Annotated in this window: 20 protein-coding genes; 3 read left to right on the forward strand and 17 right to left on the reverse strand. The window is 62.4% G+C overall.

What is annotated here, in order from left to right:
• Positions 1–170: 170 nt before the first annotated feature.
• The 13 genes from ABS45_RS12260 to ABS45_RS12320 all read right to left on the reverse strand — a co-directional run bounded on the left by ABS45_RS12260 (position 171) and on the right by ABS45_RS12320 (position 10,831).
• Positions 171–440: a hypothetical protein gene (locus ABS45_RS12260; RefSeq protein WP_291555816.1), complete on the reverse strand. Its 270-nt coding sequence runs from the start codon at positions 438–440 to the stop codon at positions 171–173.
• Between the two features lie 80 nt (positions 441–520).
• A complete protein-coding gene (locus ABS45_RS12265) occupies positions 521–979 on the reverse strand; it encodes a hypothetical protein (RefSeq protein ID WP_291555817.1) in 459 nt (152 codons plus the stop codon).
• Between the two features lie 85 nt (positions 980–1,064).
• Positions 1,065–1,655: a hypothetical protein gene (locus ABS45_RS12270; RefSeq protein WP_291555818.1), complete on the reverse strand. Its 591-nt coding sequence runs from the start codon at positions 1,653–1,655 to the stop codon at positions 1,065–1,067.
• Between the two features lie 465 nt (positions 1,656–2,120).
• The gene (soxB, locus tag ABS45_RS12275) at positions 2,121–3,854 is read right to left on the reverse strand and encodes a thiosulfohydrolase SoxB (protein ID WP_291555819.1); all 1,734 of its coding nucleotides are present in this window, start codon (positions 3,852–3,854) and stop codon (positions 2,121–2,123) included.
• Between the two features lie 108 nt (positions 3,855–3,962).
• The gene (gene soxX / locus ABS45_RS12280; RefSeq protein ID WP_291555820.1) at positions 3,963–4,637 is read right to left on the reverse strand and encodes a sulfur oxidation c-type cytochrome SoxX; all 675 of its coding nucleotides are present in this window, start codon (positions 4,635–4,637) and stop codon (positions 3,963–3,965) included.
• Positions 4,638–4,653: 16 nt separating this feature from the next.
• Positions 4,654–5,457: a sulfur oxidation c-type cytochrome SoxA gene (gene soxA / locus ABS45_RS12285; RefSeq protein ID WP_291555908.1), complete on the reverse strand. Its 804-nt coding sequence runs from the start codon at positions 5,455–5,457 to the stop codon at positions 4,654–4,656.
• A gap of 89 nt (positions 5,458–5,546) precedes the next feature.
• Complete coding sequence (gene soxZ, locus ABS45_RS12290; protein ID WP_291555821.1) at positions 5,547–5,858, reverse strand: thiosulfate oxidation carrier complex protein SoxZ; 312 nt, start codon at positions 5,856–5,858, stop codon at positions 5,547–5,549.
• A 52-nt stretch (positions 5,859–5,910) separates the two neighbouring features.
• Positions 5,911–6,372: a thiosulfate oxidation carrier protein SoxY gene (gene soxY / locus ABS45_RS12295; protein WP_291555822.1), complete on the reverse strand. Its 462-nt coding sequence runs from the start codon at positions 6,370–6,372 to the stop codon at positions 5,911–5,913.
• Between the two features lie 83 nt (positions 6,373–6,455).
• Positions 6,456–7,529, reverse strand: coding sequence for a c-type cytochrome (locus ABS45_RS12300; RefSeq protein WP_291555823.1), 1,074 nt, complete (start codon positions 7,527–7,529; stop codon positions 6,456–6,458).
• Positions 7,513–8,892, reverse strand: coding sequence for a sulfite dehydrogenase (soxC, locus tag ABS45_RS12305; RefSeq protein WP_291555824.1), 1,380 nt, complete (start codon positions 8,890–8,892; stop codon positions 7,513–7,515). The genes ABS45_RS12300 and soxC overlap by 17 nt, the downstream gene beginning before the upstream one ends.
• A 93-nt stretch (positions 8,893–8,985) precedes the next feature.
• Positions 8,986–9,315, reverse strand: a complete 330-nt coding sequence (locus tag ABS45_RS12310) for a hypothetical protein (protein ID WP_291555825.1) — start codon at positions 9,313–9,315, stop codon at positions 8,986–8,988.
• A gap of 65 nt (positions 9,316–9,380) precedes the next feature.
• Positions 9,381–9,869 carry a hypothetical protein gene (locus ABS45_RS12315; protein ID WP_291555826.1) on the reverse strand — a complete coding sequence of 163 codons (489 nt, stop codon included), beginning with the start codon at positions 9,867–9,869 and terminating at the stop codon, positions 9,381–9,383.
• Complete coding sequence (locus tag ABS45_RS12320) at positions 9,866–10,831, reverse strand: MBL fold metallo-hydrolase (protein WP_291555827.1); 966 nt, start codon at positions 10,829–10,831, stop codon at positions 9,866–9,868. The genes ABS45_RS12315 and ABS45_RS12320 overlap by 4 nt, the downstream gene beginning before the upstream one ends.
• A 131-nt stretch (positions 10,832–10,962) precedes the next feature.
• Between ABS45_RS12320 and ABS45_RS12325 the strand changes: the two genes are divergently transcribed.
• Entirely contained in the window at positions 10,963–11,718 is a 756-nt protein-coding gene (locus ABS45_RS12325; RefSeq protein WP_291555828.1) for a carbonic anhydrase family protein, read from the forward strand.
• Between the two features lie 58 nt (positions 11,719–11,776).
• Here the strand turns inward: ABS45_RS12325 and carB are convergent, their stop codons facing one another.
• From carB to carA, 3 genes are read right to left on the reverse strand one after another with little or no spacing between them, the layout of a single operon-like run.
• Positions 11,777–15,055, reverse strand: coding sequence for a carbamoyl-phosphate synthase large subunit (gene carB, locus ABS45_RS12330; RefSeq protein WP_291555829.1), 3,279 nt, complete (start codon positions 15,053–15,055; stop codon positions 11,777–11,779).
• A gap of 10 nt (positions 15,056–15,065) precedes the next feature.
• Entirely contained in the window at positions 15,066–15,437 is a 372-nt protein-coding gene (locus ABS45_RS12335) for a hypothetical protein (protein ID WP_291555830.1), read from the reverse strand.
• A 19-nt stretch (positions 15,438–15,456) separates the two neighbouring features.
• A complete protein-coding gene (gene carA, locus ABS45_RS12340) occupies positions 15,457–16,629 on the reverse strand; it encodes a glutamine-hydrolyzing carbamoyl-phosphate synthase small subunit (protein WP_291555831.1) in 1,173 nt (390 codons plus the stop codon).
• A gap of 200 nt (positions 16,630–16,829) precedes the next feature.
• Between carA and ubiG the strand changes: the two genes are divergently transcribed.
• Complete coding sequence (ubiG, locus tag ABS45_RS12345; RefSeq protein ID WP_291555832.1) at positions 16,830–17,543, forward strand: bifunctional 2-polyprenyl-6-hydroxyphenol methylase/3-demethylubiquinol 3-O-methyltransferase UbiG; 714 nt, start codon at positions 16,830–16,832, stop codon at positions 17,541–17,543.
• A complete protein-coding gene (locus tag ABS45_RS12350; protein WP_291555833.1) occupies positions 17,540–18,211 on the forward strand; it encodes an HAD-IA family hydrolase in 672 nt (223 codons plus the stop codon). Before ubiG ends, ABS45_RS12350 begins: the two co-directional genes overlap by 4 nt.
• Positions 18,212–18,263: 52 nt before the next feature.
• Here the strand turns inward: ABS45_RS12350 and ABS45_RS12355 are convergent, their stop codons facing one another.
• Positions 18,264–19,403, reverse strand: a complete 1,140-nt coding sequence (locus ABS45_RS12355) for a transporter substrate-binding domain-containing protein (RefSeq protein ID WP_291555834.1) — start codon at positions 19,401–19,403, stop codon at positions 18,264–18,266.
• Positions 19,404–19,416: the final 13 nt, after the last annotated feature.

Below are 19,416 nucleotides of genomic sequence, written 5' to 3' on the forward strand. Positions count from 1 at the left end.
GAAACTGATCTGAAATCGACGAAAACCATGCCTGGGTTGATCGCTGCGCGATCAATCCAGGGAGAGGTATTGCTTGCAAAGGTGGGGAAGCCCTTGTAGCCCTGAGTTCAGCCGCCGCTGTAGGCGGTCGGCTGCGACGAATAGTTAGACACAGTTTATGTTCTGTGTAGCTATTTCCCAGCAAGCTTATCCATGTTGCTTTGGAATTCCGTAATTGTGGTATTGAATGCTTCGACGCTAAGCGGTTCGAGATTTTCCCGATGAAATCCGGCTAGGCCGTCTGTATGTGTTTGAATTTGCTGTGCAAGCGGTGGGAGTGAGAGGCCAATGGATACAGTGATTGCATTGTTTATTGTCTCCAATGCGGCTATTTTTCCTGCTTGTGCCATGCAAAGCTGATAAATGGCGTTTACGGTATCGGTCAGCTCTTCAGTATTCATGATCGCCTCTATGCGGAGTGGTTTATGACTAACGCCTGAATTAAGCCGCGCCGCGAAGCGGCGTCGGCTTGAATGAATTGTTAGGTGCCATAGACGGCAGACACCCGGTTGGCCAGCCTGAACTGCTCAAACTCGTGCAAGTGTGCCAGACGATCTGAGCGGCGAGGGCGTGCAGATGTGTCCGTGTACATATAGATGTGCAGCCGACCTGCCGGTTGTTGCTGCGCGTGAATACGCAACTCGGCAGGCGACATGAACCAGATACCCTCGCTGGACAGGTCAACAAGTGCGACGTAATGGGCTGGCGAGTCAGCGGGAACCCACCAATCAAGCGCCAGCTTGCCTTTGCCGCCGCCTGGCTTGGACCGAAGGTTGGTCTTGACCTGGACGGTAATTGGGTGAGGCAGCTTTGGCGAGTAAGTGACAAGGTCAATGCCAGTGTCGGTGCTCATTGGCGCGGACTCGATGCCGCGAAGCAGCAGTTGGTACTGCACCAGCAACTCGCCGCACTTTCCGATCTGTGCTTTGGCTAGCGACATACTTTCCAATGGCACCTAACGTTTGACATGAGCGGCGGTTGGAAGCGGGCGCAGCCCGCTGGAAACCGTCCGCTCGATGAAAGGGTTAGGCCGCGCGCGCTGAGAGCAGACCTTGGAGTTCGGCATCAAACCCACCTTTGGCTTTGATCATCGCAATTGTTTCGCTCGGAGCTACGTCAAGGTCTGACGGTTCACGTGGGTGCATCAGGCGATCTCGAACTCGTATCGAATCTAGGAGAAGTTGCCACCATTCAGCCTTGGTGTCTAGTTTGTGCGGTATCCCATTTGCTTCAGCAAAGATCGAGAAGGCGAAGCGAATATTCTTTACCAGCGGAATCTTTGCTGGTTTCTGGGTGACTTCTCCCTTGTCATTGATCTCGAAGTCAGCTTCGAAGATGAAGTGTTGCTGTTGAGGTGTGAGTTCGACTCCGCGCTCCTCGCTGTTGAAGGAAGCTTCAACTTTGAGGATATAGGTTGCGCCTTCTATGTATGCGAATGCCGCACGAATCAGTTGGCGTGCTTCAAACTCTGTGTCTGCCGAGATCAAACCGTCTTCCGTTCTATCTGCGACATTGAGTTGACGGATCACATGCTGGTAGCACTTACGGTAGTCGGCGTCGAGCGTTTCCAGTAGTTCGCGCGTCGTTCGATGGTCGTCAATATCTTCGTCTTGCATTTCGCGAGGCCTAACGAAAAAAGTTGAGCAATGTAGTGCGAAGCGCTACGTTGCTCGAACGAGCGTTCGAACGGGAGTTGCAGCGGAACCCAACAAACGCACTTCGCTTTTCCAAAATGTTCAACACTGAATTGGCGCTTTTGAGGCTCGTTCCTGCTGCGCTGAAAACTACGTCTGCATAAGCTTGCTTATGCCGTGTAGCTTGTAAGCGCAGCACATTTTGCCAGAAATTTCGCATTTCATAAAGTGTGCCAAATATGCTAGGCGACAAACTACGGCGATTATTAATATGCAGCGGAAACGGACTCGAACTGGAATTAGACGACAACAGCGTCGCCTCGTTTTGTCGGATAACGCCGTAGCTCAGTCATCGCCCCCTCTGGCCACCCTGCCACCCACCGTTTATCCAAACCTGAATATTCACGGATGGCTCGGCTCCGCAGACAGCGCACTGGATGAAGCAGTCTACGCGGCATACCCCGGATTGGGCAAGCCGCCGGTCAGTTTGGGCGCGTTGAGCTTGCGCGGCGCCACTTTTCCCCCCCGCGCCTTCAGCCACTGCTCCACCTGATCCCAGACCATGGTGTTGCCCGCCTTGGCGGCGTCTTCGGCCACAGGGGCCCAGCCGGCCACCTTGTAGGTCTTGTTCGGGTCGATCAGTTCGCCCTTCAGGCGCATGTCGGTAATGCGCTTGCCCATTTCCGCCGTTGGGTCACAGGCGTAGGCCAGGCCGCCCACGCGCACCATGTCGCCGCCCTGCTGGTAGTACGGGTCGGGGTTGAAGAGGTTGTCGGCCACGTCTTCCAGCACGGTCTTGATCATCTCGCCCTTCATCTCGGTCAGGGTGGCGTAGCTGTAGGTGGTGGCGGTCATGTCCATCAGCCATTCGCGTGTGATGGCCTGGCCGGGCAGCAGGGTGGTGCCCCAGCGAAAACCGGGCGAGAAGGCGAGGTCCGCGCCTTGCACCTCCATCAGCGCGTCAACGATGAGCTGGTCGCCGGTGCCGTTGAAGTTGCCGCGGCGGTACAGCAGACCTTCGGTGACGGCGAGTTGCTCCGCGAGCTTGCTCTCGTAAGGGGCGCGGATTTTGGTGATCAGCGCATCCATCGCCTTGTCGGCCGGCAACATGTGGGCAAAGATGGGCAGCAGGTGGTATTTGAAACCACTGACCTTGCCGTTCTTCACGTCAAAGTCGATGACGCCGAGGAATTTGCCGTTGCTGCCGGCGTTGGTGACGATGGTCTGGCCCGATTTGTTTTTCACGATGGTGGGCACGGGCATGCCGTCGTGCGTGTGCCCGCCCAGGATGGCGTCCACGCCGGTCACGCGGCTGGCCATCTTCAGGTCCACGTCCATGCCGTTGTGGCTCAACACGACGACGACCTGCGCGCCCTTGCCGCGCGCTTCATCCACCATTTTCTGCAGATTTTCGTCCTGGATGCCGAATTCCCAGTCGGCGACCATGTAGCGCGGGTTGGCGATCGGCGTGTAGGGAAAGGCCTGGCCGATGATGGCGACGGCCACGCCATTGATCTGCTTGATGACGTAGGGCTTGAACACCGGATCGCCGAAGTCGGTGGTTTTGACGTTTTGCGCGACGAAATCCACCTTGCCGGCGAAGTCTTTGTCGATGATCTCCTTGACGCGCTCCATGCCGAGCGTGAATTCCCAGTGGCCGGTCATCACATCCACGCCGAGCAGTTTGCAGGCGTCCACCATGTCCTGACCCTTGGTCCAGAGCGCCGTGCCCGAGCCCTGCCAGGTGTCTCCGCCATCGAGCAGCAGCGAGCCCGGGCGGCTGGCGCGCATGCGCTGGACCAGCGTGGCCAGGTGGGCAAAGCCGCCGACCTTGCCGTAGCGTTGGGCCGCATGGTCGAAATCCAGGTAGGTGAGGGCATGCGCGGTGGGCGTGCCGCTCTTCACCCCCGTGGCCTTGAGCAGTTGTTCACCCACCAGATGGGGCAGGTGACCCTTCATGCTGCCAAATCCCAGGTTGACGCTGGGTTCGCGGAAGTAGATGGGTTTGAGCTGGGCGTGGCAATCCGTCATGTGCAGCAGCGAGACGTTGCCGAACTTCGGAATGTCGTACAAACCTTCGGCAGCGCTGGCGGCGCTCGCATTCGAATAGCTGCCAAGGCTCATGCCGGCTGCGCTGGCGGCCCCCAGGACTTGAAGAAATTCGCGTTTGGTGAGGTTCATGGTGGTTCTCCTGAAGCTGCAATGGGAACGGCCCGGGCGGCAATGGCGCTGGCGAGGGTGCCGCCGTGGCCATCGCGGCCCGGGCCGCAGGGTTTGGGGTTTGTGTGTTTACTGGTTGACGGGGGATTTGGGGTCCAGCAACAGCGCCATGATGTCGGCCACCTGCTTTTGCGTCAGGATGCCCTTGTAACCGGCGCGTGGCATGTTGGAGCAGGCGTTGTAGGCCTTGGCATTCCAGATCTTGCCCCAGGTGTACTTGACCACTTCCTGTGCCTGGGGGCTGCTCGGGTTGGTCACGCCGCGCAGTTTGCCGTAGTTGTACAGGCTCGGGCCTATGGTGCCGTAGGAGATCTCTTTCTTGTCGATCTGGTGACAGTTGTAGCAGTTGCCGCCGTTGGCCGCGTCGGCCTTGTCGGTCCAGGTGCGGCCGCGTCCGCTTTGGGCGATCTTCTCGCCGGATTTCCAGTCGCCCAGGTACTTGCCGTCGGCGGGCCACTGAATGGTCTTGAGGTTTTCCGCTTCCAGCTTCTTGGCGGTGGCGGCGTCCAGCGGATGGCCGGCGACGGCCGCGGCATCGCAGGCGCGCAGCGTGTCGTCCAGCACCAGGGCTTCCTTGACCTTGACGATGCCCTTGTCGTGGAAGCTCGATTGCTCCATCTTCACGGCCATGGCGTCGAGTTCGGCGTTGCTGGGCAGATTGGCACTGCTGTTGCCGGCGCAACCGGTGAGGGCGGCGACGGCCAACGCGCTCAGGCCAGCGGTGAGCAGGGTGGATGGGTTCATGGTGTTTGTCTCCTGCTCAGCGCTTGATGGTGGGTACGGCGGACTTGGCGCCTTGCGCGTTCACACCCATGTATACGCCCAGCGCGATGGTGATGGCGCTGCCGTACGTGGGCTCGGGAAAGCGCTGCTGGCGGTAGCAGTCGTTCAGACGATGCTGCATGGTCCACATCTGGCCGTTGGAGACGCGGTAGGCGGGCCAGGCGGCGAAGCCTATGCCGTCGCCCGGGTTCTTGGTGAGCTCGGGCAGATCCTGCAGGCGGATGCGTTTGCCCTCTGCGCCGTGGCAGGTGGCGCAGGAAAAATCATGCGAGCCGCCGCTTTGGAAGAAGGCGCGTTTGCCCATTTCGTAGGCAATGCGTTCCTGCGGCTGGGACTGTGGCAGATGGAACGCCATCCCCTTGGACTGCGCCGCCACCCAGGTGGCGAGTGCCGTGACGTTGGCACGCTCGCCCTTGCCCCACTGGCCGTTGATGACTTCCTTGGGGTCTATGCCTTGCAGCGTGCTCATGCAGGTGACGAGGCGCGATTCCAGGTCCTGCACTTGGTTGGTATCGGCAAAGTAACGCGGCAATTGCACGAAGACGCCCTTGGTGACGCCGGCGCCCAGGCCCAGATCGCATTTCTGGAGCGAGGCGTTCTTGGGGCCACGGGCCTTTTTCCAGAGCTCTTCGCCCTTCATTTCGTACAGATCGGCGGGATTGCCGTCCTGCAGCATCTCGCGGTATTCCTCGATGGCTTCGGTCGAGGTCTTCTGGGCCAGGGCTGTCGTGGTGGCAGCGATCAAACCCAGCGCTGCTGCTGCGATGGCAAGCGTGCGCATGGTCATGGGGAGTCTCCTTTTTTTATGCGAAAGAAAAAGGCAGGTTCGTCTGGTGGCGCCCCTGCCTGTGTCGGTGCGACGGCTGCGCCTCAGGACACGGTGGCTTCATCGGTGCGGGTGTCGCCCTTGCTGTCCTTCCAGCTCACGCTGACCTTGTCGCCGGCCTTGCCGCCCTTGACGGTGAACTCCAGGAAGGGGTTCTTGGAGACGGCAGGGCCCCATTCGCAGGAAAACACCGGCTTGTCGTTCAGTTTGGCCGTCACTTCCTGGATCCACCAGGCGGGAACGATCTTGCCGTTCGCATCCTTGCGCTGGCCGGACTCCATCTCGTGGCTCATCAGAATGCGCACCAGGACATTGCCGTCCTTGGCCTGCGCGCGAATTCGCATCGGATCACCCATGGTTCAACTCCTTGTTCAATTGGCGTGAATATTCGTGCTGGGGCTGAAAGCTTCAGCCGCCGCAGCCACCGAGGGTGACCTTGACTTCTTTCTTGCTGAAAAGCGCCTTGCCGTCCTTGGTCACCGCGATGGCGTAGACGTCCGAGGTCTCGCCCATCTTGCTGCGCGTGGCAAATTTGGCTTCGACTTCCGGCGTGACGTTGAATACCGCGACGAGCGCGTTCGGGTTCTTCTCGACCATCAAGACCAGCTCCTTGACATCGGGCAGCTTGGTCGACAGTGCGAACGGCACGACGGCGCCGTTCTCTGCGATGTCCGGCGCGGTCAGCGTCACGTCGCTGCTGGCAACCGGGTCACCATTGATGCCCAGGGCCTTGAGCGTGTCCTTGATGCCTTTGGCTTCGAACGCGGCGGTGTTGAATGCCGCCAGTACGCTGGTGGGCAACAGAGCGGTGCCTGCTGCCAGGGTGGCGACGGCGGCGCTCTGCTTGAGGGTTTGCCTGCGGGTTTGCATGGTCGTCTTCTCCTTCAAAGGGTGGATGGTAATGGGTTGTGTGTGGGGAGCATCACTGCTGGTCCGGGACGGACAGCCGTTGCTCATTTGCCGGCACCGGCAGCGAGCCACTCGGCGATGGTCTTCAGGTCGGCGTCCGGAATGTTCTGCGGCGGCATCGGGGTTTCGCCCCAGACGCCAGAGCCGCCCACCTTGATTTTGCCTTCGAGGTAGTCGACCTTGCCCGCGTACTTTTTGGCAACGTCAGAGAAACCAGGACCGACCAGCTTGCCATCCATATTGTGGCAGCCGGTGCACCCCAGCTCTTGCGTGAGTGCAAACGCCTTGGCGTTCGGGCTGTCGGCGCCGGCCGGGCCGACCACATGGACGGGTCCGGCGGCGTCGCCCAGCTTGCCCTCGGGCTTGGAGGTGTCTGCGCCACGCTGCGGGCCGACGGTGCGGTTTTGCTCACGCAGATTGCCCCAGACGTTGCGCGCATGCTCGGGCAGCTCGGAGGTGATGGTGGGCGCGGCGCCGCAGTCTTTCATGCAGGCAGTGGCCTGGGTGTCGGGCTTGACCTTGCCGCTGCCGAACTCGTTGCCGGGCCACATGGCGTGCTGCGTGGTCATGCCATTGCGGTTGGGCATTTTTTGCTGCACTTCGCCAATGTTCTTGTCCGACAGCGTGAAATCCGCCGGAACGATGTTGGCCAGGTTCAGCAGGTAGGCGGTGAGCGCGTAAACGTCATTGGGGGCCAGCGACTTGGGATTGTCCCAGGGCATGGCGCGGTGGATGTAATCCCAGATGGTGGAGATCGTCGGCACCTTCATGAAGGTGGTCCGTCCCGGGAAGTCCAGACGCTTGAGCGTGGCCACGTGGCCCGTCTTGATGTCGTCGGCCGAGGTACCGCCCACGAGCGGGTTGAAGACGGCGTTGGATTCGCCAAAGATGCCGTGGCAGGTGGCGCAGTGCGCTTCCCACAGATCCTGCCCCTGGTCCACGGAGCCGCTGCCCGCAGGCAGACCCTTGAAATCCGGGCGCACGTCGATATCCCAGGCGGCGACTTCCTTTGGAGTAGCGTCGCGCCCGATGCTGGGGAATTTGCCTTGTGACCAGGCGGGCAGGCCGAGGGTGGCGGCCAATGCGCCGATGGCGAGGGCCTCAAGCAACCTGGACATTCTTCACCTCGCCGTTTTCCTGTACCAGCCATGATTGGATGGCGTTGTCGTGGTAGATCGAGCGCGAGCCGCGCACGGCCCGCAGTTCCTTGAGGCTGGGTTGCACATAGCCGGTTTCGTCGATGGCGCGGCTTTGCACGATGGTGGGCTTGCCATCCCAGACCCAATCCAGGCTGAAGCGGGTGAGGCATTTGGAGAGGATGGGAGATTCCAGCCGCGCCGTTTTCCAGTTGCGCCCGCCGTCGACGGAAACATCCACGCGCTTGACCTTGCCCCGACCCGACCAGGCGAGACCGGTGATGCTGTAGAAGCCCTTGTCCAGCAGCACCTGCCCGCCAGAGGGGGTGGTGATGACGCTCTTGCATTCCTGGATGCTGGTGTACTGGCGGTGCTGGCCGTCGGGCATGAGATCGATGTAGTGCACCGCCTCATCCTTGGTGGCCCAGGCCATGTCGCCCAGCTCCACGCGGCGCAGGTACTTGACCCAGCTCACGCCTTGCACGCCAGGCACCACCAGGCGCAGCGGATAGCCGTTCTCCGGCCGCACCATCTCGCCGTTCTGGCCCCAGGCAACGAGCACCTCGCCACTGGTGACCAGTTCGATCGGAATGGTGCGGGTCATCGATGAGCCGTCGGCGCCTTCGGCAAGAATGAACTTGCCCTTTTTGAGATCGGCGCCGGCCATTTCCAGCAGCGTGATCAGCGGCACGCCGGTGTATTCGCAGCAGGCCAGCATGCCGTGGGTGTACTGCACCGTGGGCACGGCGACGTTGCCCCAGTTCATACCGGTGTTGGCGCCGCATTCGATGAAGTGAAAGCGCGAGACGGCGGGCAGGCGCATCAGATCGTCCATGGTGAAGACCTTGGGCGTCTTCACCAGGCCGTTGATCATGAAGCGGTGCTGCTGCGGGTCGATGTCCCACCAACCCTGGTGGTGGCGCTCGAAGTGCAAGCCGTTGGGCGTGACGATGCCGAACAGCGATTGCAGCGGCGTGAACGAGACCGAGGCCTGGTTGGTCTGCGTGAGGCCCGGGCTCTGGCGCCGCTGCACGTTGCCTTCGTACTTGGACGGCAGGCCGTAGGGGCGTGCCGCCACGGGTTGGCCCAGGCCGGTGCTGTGCTTGGGCAGTTTCAAAATGGCGGGGTCGCCGTCACCGACATCGGCCGGCTGCGCCGTTGCGTGCAAGGCCGCGCCACCGGCCATGGCTGCGGCAAATGCGCTGCGGATGAAGCCACGCCTTCCGTGGATGCCGTGCGAATGGACTTCGGCCACGTCCGCCCGGTCCAGGAAATTTTCAGGCGCCTTGCGCACCAGGCCACGGGATTGGCTGGCCGGCGCGGGCTGGGGTTGGAGGTCTGTCATGGGGTTGGAGTTGTCTGTGGAATATTCGATTTTGCTTATATTAAACGATGGTTCGCGCATTGCACATAGGGGTTCGCCCTCGGATGCGGAGCGTCAATTCTTGAAGTGGTAATAGGTCTGGTTGAGCCATGCGGCGATGTCCGTCACTTCTTCCGGAAACAGATTGGCGTTGGTGCCCGCATTGCATTGCTCCACCTTGCCCAGTAGTTGACCGGCGCTCTTGATGGCTTGCCCGGGGCGGTAGATATCCTTGCCGTCGCGCGCCCATTTCATCGCATGGCATGCATCGCATTGGTGCGAGGCCACGAGCTTGCCGCCGTCGGCGGGTTTCGCGTCCTTGAAGAGCGCGGGTACCTGCGCGTACACGGCGGTCGTCAGCAGCGCTCCGAACATGAAGGCCAGTGTGCGGCTTGTGGGGTGCATGGTGGGTGTCTCCGGAATGGGGGGTGTTCTGCGTTCACGACGAGGCGATCCTGAGCGCTGCAGTATCAGCCATTGAGCGCCTTGCGCGCGGTTTCCAGGCGCCGATCGAGCAGCCCGGAGTAAAAATCATTGTCGCCGCCCGCCAGTCGGGGCGCCACTTCCGCGCACCCTTTGCCGAAAAAGAGCACCGTGGGCGCCACCTTGACACCCCAGGCGCGCACCAGCGCACCGTGCGTCGTCGCCTGACCTGTCAGGTCAACGGTGGCGCGCTGCTCCAGCATGTCAATCTGCACCACCTGCAGGCCTTCGCGCTCGTGCATGGGGCCAAGGTAGTTGTTGCGCACCACTTCGCAAAACGGGCAGCCATGCAGACTCACCATCACCACCAGCGGCTTGCGCTTTGCCAGAGCCTGCTGCAACTCTTGCGGCAGGTTGGTGGATGCGGGCAACGTACGGGCCGCAGCGCGCGCGTTTGGCAACGGCGCGATGCTGGCCATGCCTGCCAGCAGCAGATGACGCCGGTTCACGATCGCCTGCATACCCAGGGGCTTCATCGGGCGTCGTGCTCCATCAGCAAATAGGTGTTGTAGGCATTCATGCGGTTGGCCGCGCCGAAGAGCGGCATGTGCTCATACTGGCTCCAGTCGGTGGCCTTGTAGGCATCATCAAACGGCGTCATGTCCTCGGCTGCCTTGCCCATGGTCTTGCGCAGATAGCGCAGGTAGTCGCGCGTGAATTGCATGTCCTTGGCGGCATCGGTGGAAATGTTGCCATGCCCCGGAATGACGACCTGAACGCCGAGTTTCAGCAGCTCGTCGAGCGACTGGATCCAGTGCCCGCTGTCGGCGTCGCCGACGTAGGGAATGCGGCCGCGGAAAACCAGGTCGCCGCAATACAGCGTCTTGCGCTGCGGCAGCCAGACGACGACATCGTCCACCGTATGCGCCGGACCGACCGGGATGATCTGCAGTTCGGTGTCGCCTACCGTCAATTTGGTGGGGCCATTGATCCATTCGTCCGCGGGTACGAGGTGCGTGTTTTCATCGATCCACGGTGCGAGCTCCGTGCGCGAGGCCTGCAAGCGTAGCCGCGCCGTGTCCGAATAGAGGTACTCACGCCCGAGCTGCTGGGCGATGATGCGCGCCCCCAGCGCCTTGAAAACCTGCAGACCATATATGTGGTCGGCGTGGTAATGCGTCAGGATGACATGCGAGATGGGTTTGGGTGTGACCTTGCGGATTTCCCCAATGAAACGCTCGGCCGCCGCCGGCGAACCCAACGCGTCGACCACTACCACGCTGTCACTGGTGATGATGAACCCGGCGTTGGAGATGAAATTCTGATTGGACGATGAGCCCATTGCGGACACGCCTTCCACATACCAGCACCCTGGAGATGCCTCGCGAGCCTTCATTTCCGGCAACGCTGCCAGGCTGTGGCGCGTGAAACCAGTGCCTGCCACTGCCAGCAGCGACCATTGCAACAACGTTCGCCGATTCAGACGCTCGACCATCATTCACCTCAGTTGTATAAGCAATTGCTGAATTATTGTCTGCATTGTGACCGCGTTTGACAAAGCCTGCTCCACGCAGCAATCCGTTGGGAGTTGTCCACATGTGCGCAACCCGTGATTGACCTTCTGGGTGGATGTTTGTACGGTCACGCCCTCATGTAACCCGGATACAGGAGTCAAGTGTGCAGAACAAATTTCATCGTCGACGTGTCCTGCAGGTTGCCGCTTGCGCAGCAGCCGGTGCCATCGCAGCCCCGGCGTTGGCACGCAGTGATTGCGCTGTATTCACCCGCGAGACGCAAGGGCAGGTGTCACCCGCGGCTGCGCTCAAGCGTTTGCAGGAGGGCAATGCGCGCTTTGTTGCGGGTGAAACGATTCACTGCGATCTGCGCCGACAGGTGGCGGAAACCGCCGGCGGCCAGGCGCCGTTTGCCGCCGTGGTCGGCTGCATCGACAGCCGCGTGCCACCTGAACTTGTGTTCGATCAGCGCATTGGTGATATTTTTGCTGCACGCGTGGCGGGCAACATCGTCAACGACGACATCCTGGGCAGTCTGGAGTTCGCCACGCAACTGGCCGGTGCCAGGCTTATCGTGGTGCTGGGCCACAGCGAGTGCGGCGCGGTCAAGGGCGCGGTGGACGATGCCAAGCTCGGCCACCTGACCGGACTGCTGGCGCAAATTCGCCCGGCGCTGGCGGGCGTGGAATACCGCGGCGTTCCCAGCTCCAAGGACAAGGCGCTGGTGCAGCGCGTGGCCGAGCGCAATGTGCAGGATGCCGTCAAGAAGCTGGCGCGTGCGCCGGTGCTGGCGGGGCAGGTGGGTGAAGGCCGGCTGTTGATCGTGGGCGCGATGCACGACGTGGCGACGGGGAAGATCGGTTGGTTGTGACGCCGCACCCATGAAAAAGGCCACCTGAGGGTGGCCTTGATGGTCAAGCTCTGGAGCATCAAGCCAGCTGCGCATGCATCTCCTGCACCGAGATCACGCCAAGCTGGTTCATGCTCTTCATGCCTTCCACCGCCGCCTCGGCGCCAAAAATCGTGGTGATGGTGGGCACGCGGTTGGCCAGCGCGCTGGTGCGGATCGCTCGGCTGTCGGCAATCGCGTTGCGCCGCTCTTCCACGGTGTTGATGACCAGAGCGATCTCGCCGTTCTTGATCATGTCGACCACGTGCGGGCGGCCTTCGGTGACCTTGTTCACCGTCTCGCAGGCGATGCCCGCTTGCGTGATGGCGGCTGCCGTGCCGCGTGTGGCGATCAGCGTGAAGCCCATGCCCGCTAGGCTGCGTGCAATTTCCACCGCCTGCGGCTTGTCGTGGTTCTTCACGGTGAGGAAGACCTTGCCCGTGCTTTCGCCTTCCTTGGGCGGGTGCGGCAGGCGTTCGCCCGCGCCGATCTCGGCCTTGATGTAGGCCTCGCCGAAGGTCTTGCCCACGCCCATCACCTCACCGGTGGATTTCATCTCGGGGCCCAGGATGGTGTCCACGCCGGGGAACTTGACGAAGGGGAAGACCGCCTCTTTCACGCAGAAGTAGGGCAGCTTGGGCTCTTCATGAATGCCTTGCGTGGCCAGCGTGTCGCCGACCATGCAGCGCGCCGCTACCTTGGCCAGTTGCACGCCGGTGGCCTTGGAAACGAAAGGCACGGTGCGGCTCGCGCGCGGGTTCACCTCCAGCACGTAGATCACGTCTTCCTTGCCACCGCCTTCAAGCGGCTTCTCTTGAATCGCGAACTGCACGTTCATCAGGCCCACCACATTCAGCCCCTCAGCCATCGCGGCGGTCTGGCGCTTGAGCTCGGCCACGGTGGCGGTCTTGAGGTAGTAGGGCGGCAGCGAACAGGCCGAGTCGCCCGAGTGCACGCCCGCCTGCTCGATGTGTTCCATCACGCCGCCGATGTAGACCTTGCCATCGCTGTCGCGCACCGCGTCCACGTCGCATTCGATCGCGTCCGAGAGGAAGCGGTCGAGCAGCACGGGCGAGTCGTTGGAGACCTTCACCGCCTCGCGCATGTAGCGCTCCAGGCTGGCTTGCTCGTGCACGATTTCCATCGCGCGCCCGCCCAGCACGTAGCTGGGGCGCACGACCAGCGGGTAGCCGAGATTCGCGGCCTTGCTCAGCGCTTCTTCTTCGGTGCGCGCGGTGGCGTTGGGCGGCTGGCGCAGGCCCAGCTGCTGCAGCAGGTGCTGAAAGCGCTCGCGGTCTTCGGCCGCGTCGATCATGTCGGGGCTGGTGCCTATGATGGGCACGCCCTCGGCAGCGAGCGCCAGTGCCAGTTTCAAGGGTGTCTGTCCGCCGTACTGCACGATGACGCCGGCGGGCTTTTCCTTGTCGACGATCTCCAGCACGTCTTCGAGCGTCAGCGGCTCGAAGTACAGGCGGTCCGACGTGTCGTAGTCGGTGGACACCGTCTCTGGGTTGCAGTTGACCATGATGGTCTCGTAGCCGTCCTCGCGCATCGCGAGCGCCGCATGCACGCAGCAGTAGTCGAACTCGATGCCCTGGCCGATGCGGTTCGGGCCACCGCCCAGCACCATGATTTTCTTCTTGTTGGTGGGCTCGGCCTCGCACTCTTCGTCGTAGCTCGAATACATGTAGGCGGTGCTGGTGGGAAATTCACCGGCGCAGGTATCGACCCGCTTGTACACCGGGCGCACGCCCTGCGCATGGCGCGCATCGCGCACCGCCTTCTCGCTGGTCTTCAGCAGCTTCGCAAGCCTTCTGTCGGAAAAGCCTTTTGATTTAAGCGCGAGAAGCTCTTCTTTCGATAGCTTGGCGACGGCTTGCTCGCCGTATTGCTCGGTGTGCTGATCGAGGTCGAGCTCGATCTTCACGATCTGCTCGATCTGCGCGAGGAACCACGGATCGATCTTGGTGAGCTGGTGCACCTCAGCCACTGACAAGCCCATCGCGAACGCGTCGCCCACATACCAGATGCGCTCGGGGCCGGGCGCACCGAGTTCCTTTTCCAGCAGCTCGCGGTCCTGCGTCTTCTCGTTCATGCCATCGACGCCGACTTCCAGACCGCGCAGCGCCTTCTGGAATGACTCCTGGAAGGTGCGCCCGATCGCCATCACCTCGCCCACGCTCTTCATCTGCGTGGTCAGGTGGCTGTCGGCGGCAGGGAATTTCTCGAAGGCAAAGCGCGGCACCTTGGTGACCACGTAGTCGATCGAGGGCTCGAACGAGGCGGGCGTGATGCCGCCGGTGATTTCGTTTCTCAGCTCATCAAGCGTATAGCCCACCGCGAGCTTGGCCGCGACCTTGGCGATCGGGAAGCCCGTGGCCTTGGAAGCCAGCGCCGAAGAACGCGAGACGCGCGGGTTCATCTCGATCACGATCATGCGGCCGTTGGCCGGGTTGACCGAGAACTGCACGTTCGAGCCGCCGGTATCGACCCCGATCTCACGCAGAATGGCGATGCTCGCATCGCGCATCACCTGGTATTCCTTGTCAGTCAGCGTCTGCGCGGGTGCGACGGTGATCGAGTCGCCGGTGTGCACGCCCATCGGGTCCAGGTTCTCGATCGAGCAGATGATGATGCAGTTGTCGGCGTGGTCGCGCACGACTTCCATTTCGAACTCTTTCCAGCCCAGGAGAGATTCCTCGATCAGGAGCTCGTGCGTGGGCGAGGCCTCCAGCCCACGCTTGCAGATGAGCTCGAATTCCTCGGGGTTGTAGGCGATGCCCCCGCCCGTGCCGCCGAGCGTGAAGCTGGGGCGGATCACCGTGGGGAAGCCCACCTTCTTCTGCACGGCCCAGGCATCGTCCATGCTGTGCGCGATCCCTGAGCGCGCCGATTCGAGGCCGATGCGCGTCATCGCGTCCTTGAACTTGAGGCGATCCTCGGCCTTGTCGATGGCCTCGGGGCGCGCGCCGATCAACTCGACGCGGTATTTGTTCAGCACGCCGTTGCGCCACAGGTCGAGCGCGCAGTTCAGCGCGGTCTGCCCGCCCATGGTCGGCAGGATGGCGTCGGGGCGCTCCTTGGCGATGATCTTCTCGACCGTTTGCCAGGTAATGGGCTCGATGTAGGTGACGTCGGCCGTGGCCGGGTCGGTCATGATCGTGGCGGGGTTGCTGTTGATCAGCACCACGCGGTAGCCTTCCTCGCGCAGCGCTTTGCAGGCTTGCACGCCGGAGTAGTCGAACTCGCACGCCTGGCCGATGATGATGGGGCCGGCGCCGATGATGAGAATGGTTTTGAGGTCTGTACGTTTGGGCATGGTGTGTTCTTTATTCGGTGGCGGGCGCGGGGCGCATGGCCAGGCGCGCCAGCAGCTTTTCGGCGCGCTCGGACGGCAGGTTTTTCTGCATCAGCTGGATCAGGCCGTCGCCCTGCACCAAGGGGCGCAGCACTTCGGCCTCGCTCTCGTGGAAGGTAGCGCTCCACTCGGTCAGCGTGGTGTCGAAGGTTTCGTCATCCCAGGTCTTGCCCTTGGCGATCAAGGTCACCAGCGGCATGGCCTTGTTGGTGATGAAGGCCTTGCGGTAGGGCTTTTGCTGCCAGCGCGTGGCAAACCAGCCGCGGTGCGGCTCGGCCAGCGTGAGCATGCGCTTGGCGATCGCCTTTTCCAGCATGGCCTGGGGGAAGCTGAAGAGTTTCATTGCGTTGGCTGGGTGGGGCTCAGTGCGCCTTTGCGGCCTGGATCAGCGTGATGAAGCGATCGAACAGGTAGTCCACGTCGTGCAGGCCGGGCGAGGCTTCGGGGTGGCCCTGGAAGCTGAACATCGGCTTGTCGCGGCAGCGCATGCCCTGCAGCGTGTTGTCGAACAGGCTCACGTGGGTGGCGCACAGGCTCTCGGGCAGGTCTTTCATGTCCACTGCGAAGCCGTGGTTCTGGCTGGTGATTGCCACGCGCCCGTTATCGAGGTCTTTCACCGGGTGGTTGGCGCCGTGGTGGCCGTGCGTCATCTTGAAGGTCCTGGCGCCGCTCGCCAGCGCCATGATCTGGTGGCCCAGGCAGATGCCGAAGGTGGGGATGTTGCTGGCCATGATCTCCTTGACGGCGGCGACCGCGTAGTCGCAGGCGGCGGGGTCGCCCGGGCCGTTGGAGAGAAAGATGCCGTCCGGCTTCATTGCAAAAACCTCGGCGGCGGGCGTTTGTGCAGGCACCACGGTGATGCTGCAACCGCGTTCGGCCAGCAGGCGCAGGATGTTGCGCTTGATGCCGAAGTCGTAGGCGACGACGTGAAAGCGCGGCTCGGCGAGCACGCCGTAGCCCGTGCCCAACCGCCACTTGGTCTGGGTCCAGGGGTAGGCAGTCTTGGTGCTGACCACCTTGGCCAGGTCCAGCCCGGTCATGTCGGGCACGGCGCGCGCAGCGGTCAGTGCCTGGTCGACGTGCTTTTGCGTGACGGTTTCACCCTCGGCCAGTGCCAGGATGGCGCCGTTTTGCGCGCCCTTTTCGCGCAGATGGCGGGTGAGCTTGCGCGTGTCGATGTTGGCGATCGCCACCGTGGCGTGGTTGGCGAGGTAGGCGGGCAGCGTCTCGGTCATGCGCCAGTTGCTGGCCAGCAGCGGCAGATCCTTGATGATCAGGCCGGCGGCGTGCACCTTGCCCGATTCGTTGTCTTCCTCGTTGGTGCCGTAGTTGCCGATGTGCGGATACGTGAGCGTCACGATCTGCTGGCAGTAGCTCGGGTCGGTGAGGATTTCCTGATAGCCGGTCATCGCGGTGTTGAACACCACTTCGCCGGTGGTCGTGCCGGGTGCGCCTATGGACAGGCCCGTGAAGACCGTTCCGTCGGCCAGCGCGAGCAGGGCTGGCGGGAAGGCTTCTTTGAGAGTGGAAAGCAAGGGGTTCTCCGAAAAGTTCGGGTCGCCCGGTCGCGCTCTGGAATGAAAAGCATCCTGGGCGCGATTTTGTGAAGCTTGCTTGGGATGCTGCCGGGCGACTGTTGTATGAGAAAGCCGCTTATTTTAATCGGTTCACTGAAAGCGCGCTTTCGTATCACGAAAAAATGCTGCGGTGCCTTGAAGGGGTGACAATCCCCGTCATGACGACGCCCGTGAATGCCGATCCGGCAGAGCTTGAAAAATTTTCCGACCTTGCCCACCGCTGGTGGGATGCAGAGGGCGAATTCCGTCCCCTGCACCAGATCAACCCGCTGCGCCTGGCGTGGATTGACGGCATTGCACCGCTGGCGGGCCGGCAGGTGCTGGATGTCGGTTGCGGCGGTGGCATTCTGGCCGAATCCATGGCTGGCAAGGCGGCGCAGGTGACGGGGATAGACCTTGCGACCAAGCCGCTGCGCGTGGCGCAACTGCACGCGCTGGAGGCTGGTATCGCCAATCTGGCCTACCGCGAGGTGAGCGCCGAGACGCTGGCCGAGGAAAGCCCGGCCGGTTTCGATATCGTGACCTGCATGGAGATGCTCGAGCATGTGCCCGACCCGGCCTCGGTCGTTGCCGCCTGCGCGCGCCTTGTCAAGCCGGGCGGCTGGGTGTTTTTTTCCACCATCAACCGCAATCCCAAGTCGTTTGCGTTTGCCATCGTGGGCGCGGAATACGTGCTGAAGCTGCTGCCGCGCGGCACGCATGACTGGGCCAAGTTCATCACACCGAGCGAACTGGCCGCCGCCTGCCGTGCCGCAGGTCTGGACCTGCTGCACACGCGCGGCATGCAATACAACCCGCTCACGCGCCGCTATTGGCTCGATGGCGATACCAGCGTGAACTACCTCGTCGCGACGCAGCGACCGGCGGCATGAGCGGCGCGCTGTTTCATGGCATCCGGGCAGTGCTGTTCGACCTGGACGGCACGCTGATCGACAGCGCGCCGGATCTGGGCGCCGCTGCCGAGCAGATGCGCCTGGCGCGGGGGCTGGAGCCACTCGGGCTGGCTGCCTACCGGGCCCATGCCGGCATGGGCGCGCGCGGCATGATGGGCGTGGCGTTTGGCGTGACGCCGGATCAACCCGAATTTGCCGCGCTGCGTGACGAGTTCTTTGACCGTTACGAGGCTTGCATTCACGACAGAACGCAGGTGTTCGATGGCGTTGCTCCACTGATCGCCGCGCTGCAGGCACGGGGCCTGCAATGGGGAGTGGTCACCAACAAACATGAGCGCTTCACGCGCTTGATTGCTGCGCGTTTGCCCCTTTTTGCCAGCAGCAGTGCCTTTGTCAGCGGCGACACCACACCGCACATGAAACCGCACCCGGCCTCGCTGCTGGAGGCCTGCAGACGGCTCGATCTGGCGTCGTCACACTGCATCTACGTGGGCGACGACGAACGTGACATGGCAGCAGGGCGCGCGGCCGGCATGGGAACGGTGGCGGCGCTCTATGGCTACCTCGGCAGCGATGCGAAGACGCAGGCCTGGGGCGCGGATGCGAGCGTGGGGCATCCGATGCAGTGTCTGGACCTGTTGCCGTGAGTGCCGGCCGGGTGCCGTAGCCCTGACCGGCATCGCCTTCCGGCGCGGATGGTCAGTGGTTCTGGATGGTCTTGAAGAACGCCAGAATGTTGCTGATCTGGTCTTCCTTCAGCGTACCGCCCCAGGTGGGCATGCCGGCATCGGGGCGACCTTCCTCAATGGTTTGTTTGGCGACTTTCAGCCAGTCGTCGCCGTACTTGCCCTTGAGCCGGCGCAGGTCACGTTGACGGATGGGGCTGGCGCCATTGGGCGAATGGCAGTGCGAACAGGTGCTGTTGAACAGCTCCCGCCCAGCGGCGGCCGGATCGGCGGCTGCTGCCACCAGCATCCGATACGGTGATGCTTGACCATAGGGGACTTCCCCATCAGCTGCCGGTATCAGTGCCACATCGGCAGGGCCGGCCTTGCCCTGCGCCATGCCGAGCGCCACGGGCTTGCTCTGCGGAAAGCCGTATTTTTCAGCCAGCGCCGTGATTTGGGGGTGCAGCTCGGTGAGCGCAGCGTCGATGCGCGCCAGGAGTGCGCCGTTGTTTGCCGGCACGGCGACCGCCACCTGGTGGTTCATGTGTTCGCCCGAGACCGGGGTCACGCGCCAGCGGTTGTGGTAGCGGGTCAGGTTGTCATAACCCGCGGTGGGCCCCCACATGAAGGCCGCGTCGATCTCGCCCTTGTCCAGCGCTGCGAGGATATCGGCGTCGCTGCGGTAGGTGACAGTGGTGTAGCCGCCCTGGGCTGCGAGGATGATTTGCGGTGTGGACGCAAACCCGACGCCGATGCGCTTGCCCTTGAGGTCGGCGAGTTGCGAGAAGCTGAAGAATGGCGGCGCCACCACGGCATAGGCGACATCCAGGAAGGCCCGGGTGCGTTTCATGCCGCGCGTGCCGTAGTCCTTGTCCGCTGGCAGGGCGAAGTAGGCGTCGCATTTGCCCGCAAGAATGGTATTGCGCAAGGCCTTGCGCTGGTTCATCGAAAGCCACCAGACGTACTGCGGTTGGGCATCCAGTTTGTGCGCGACCAGATTGGCCAGATCCACGTACAAGCCGTGTTCGGCCCCTTCGGCCTTGCTGTAGGGGAGATTGTCCGGGTCGCTGCAGATGCGCAAGGTTGTTGCGGATGCAGTCGGCGCCGCCAGGGCGCCCGCTGCCAGTACTGCAGAAACCAGGCCCCCAATCCATGCTGTCTTGAGGTTCATGGTTTCACACTTT

The sequence above is a fragment of the Comamonas sp. SCN 65-56 genome, from assembly GCF_001724135.1.
GTDB lineage: Bacteria > Pseudomonadota > Gammaproteobacteria > Burkholderiales > Burkholderiaceae_C > Comamonas_C.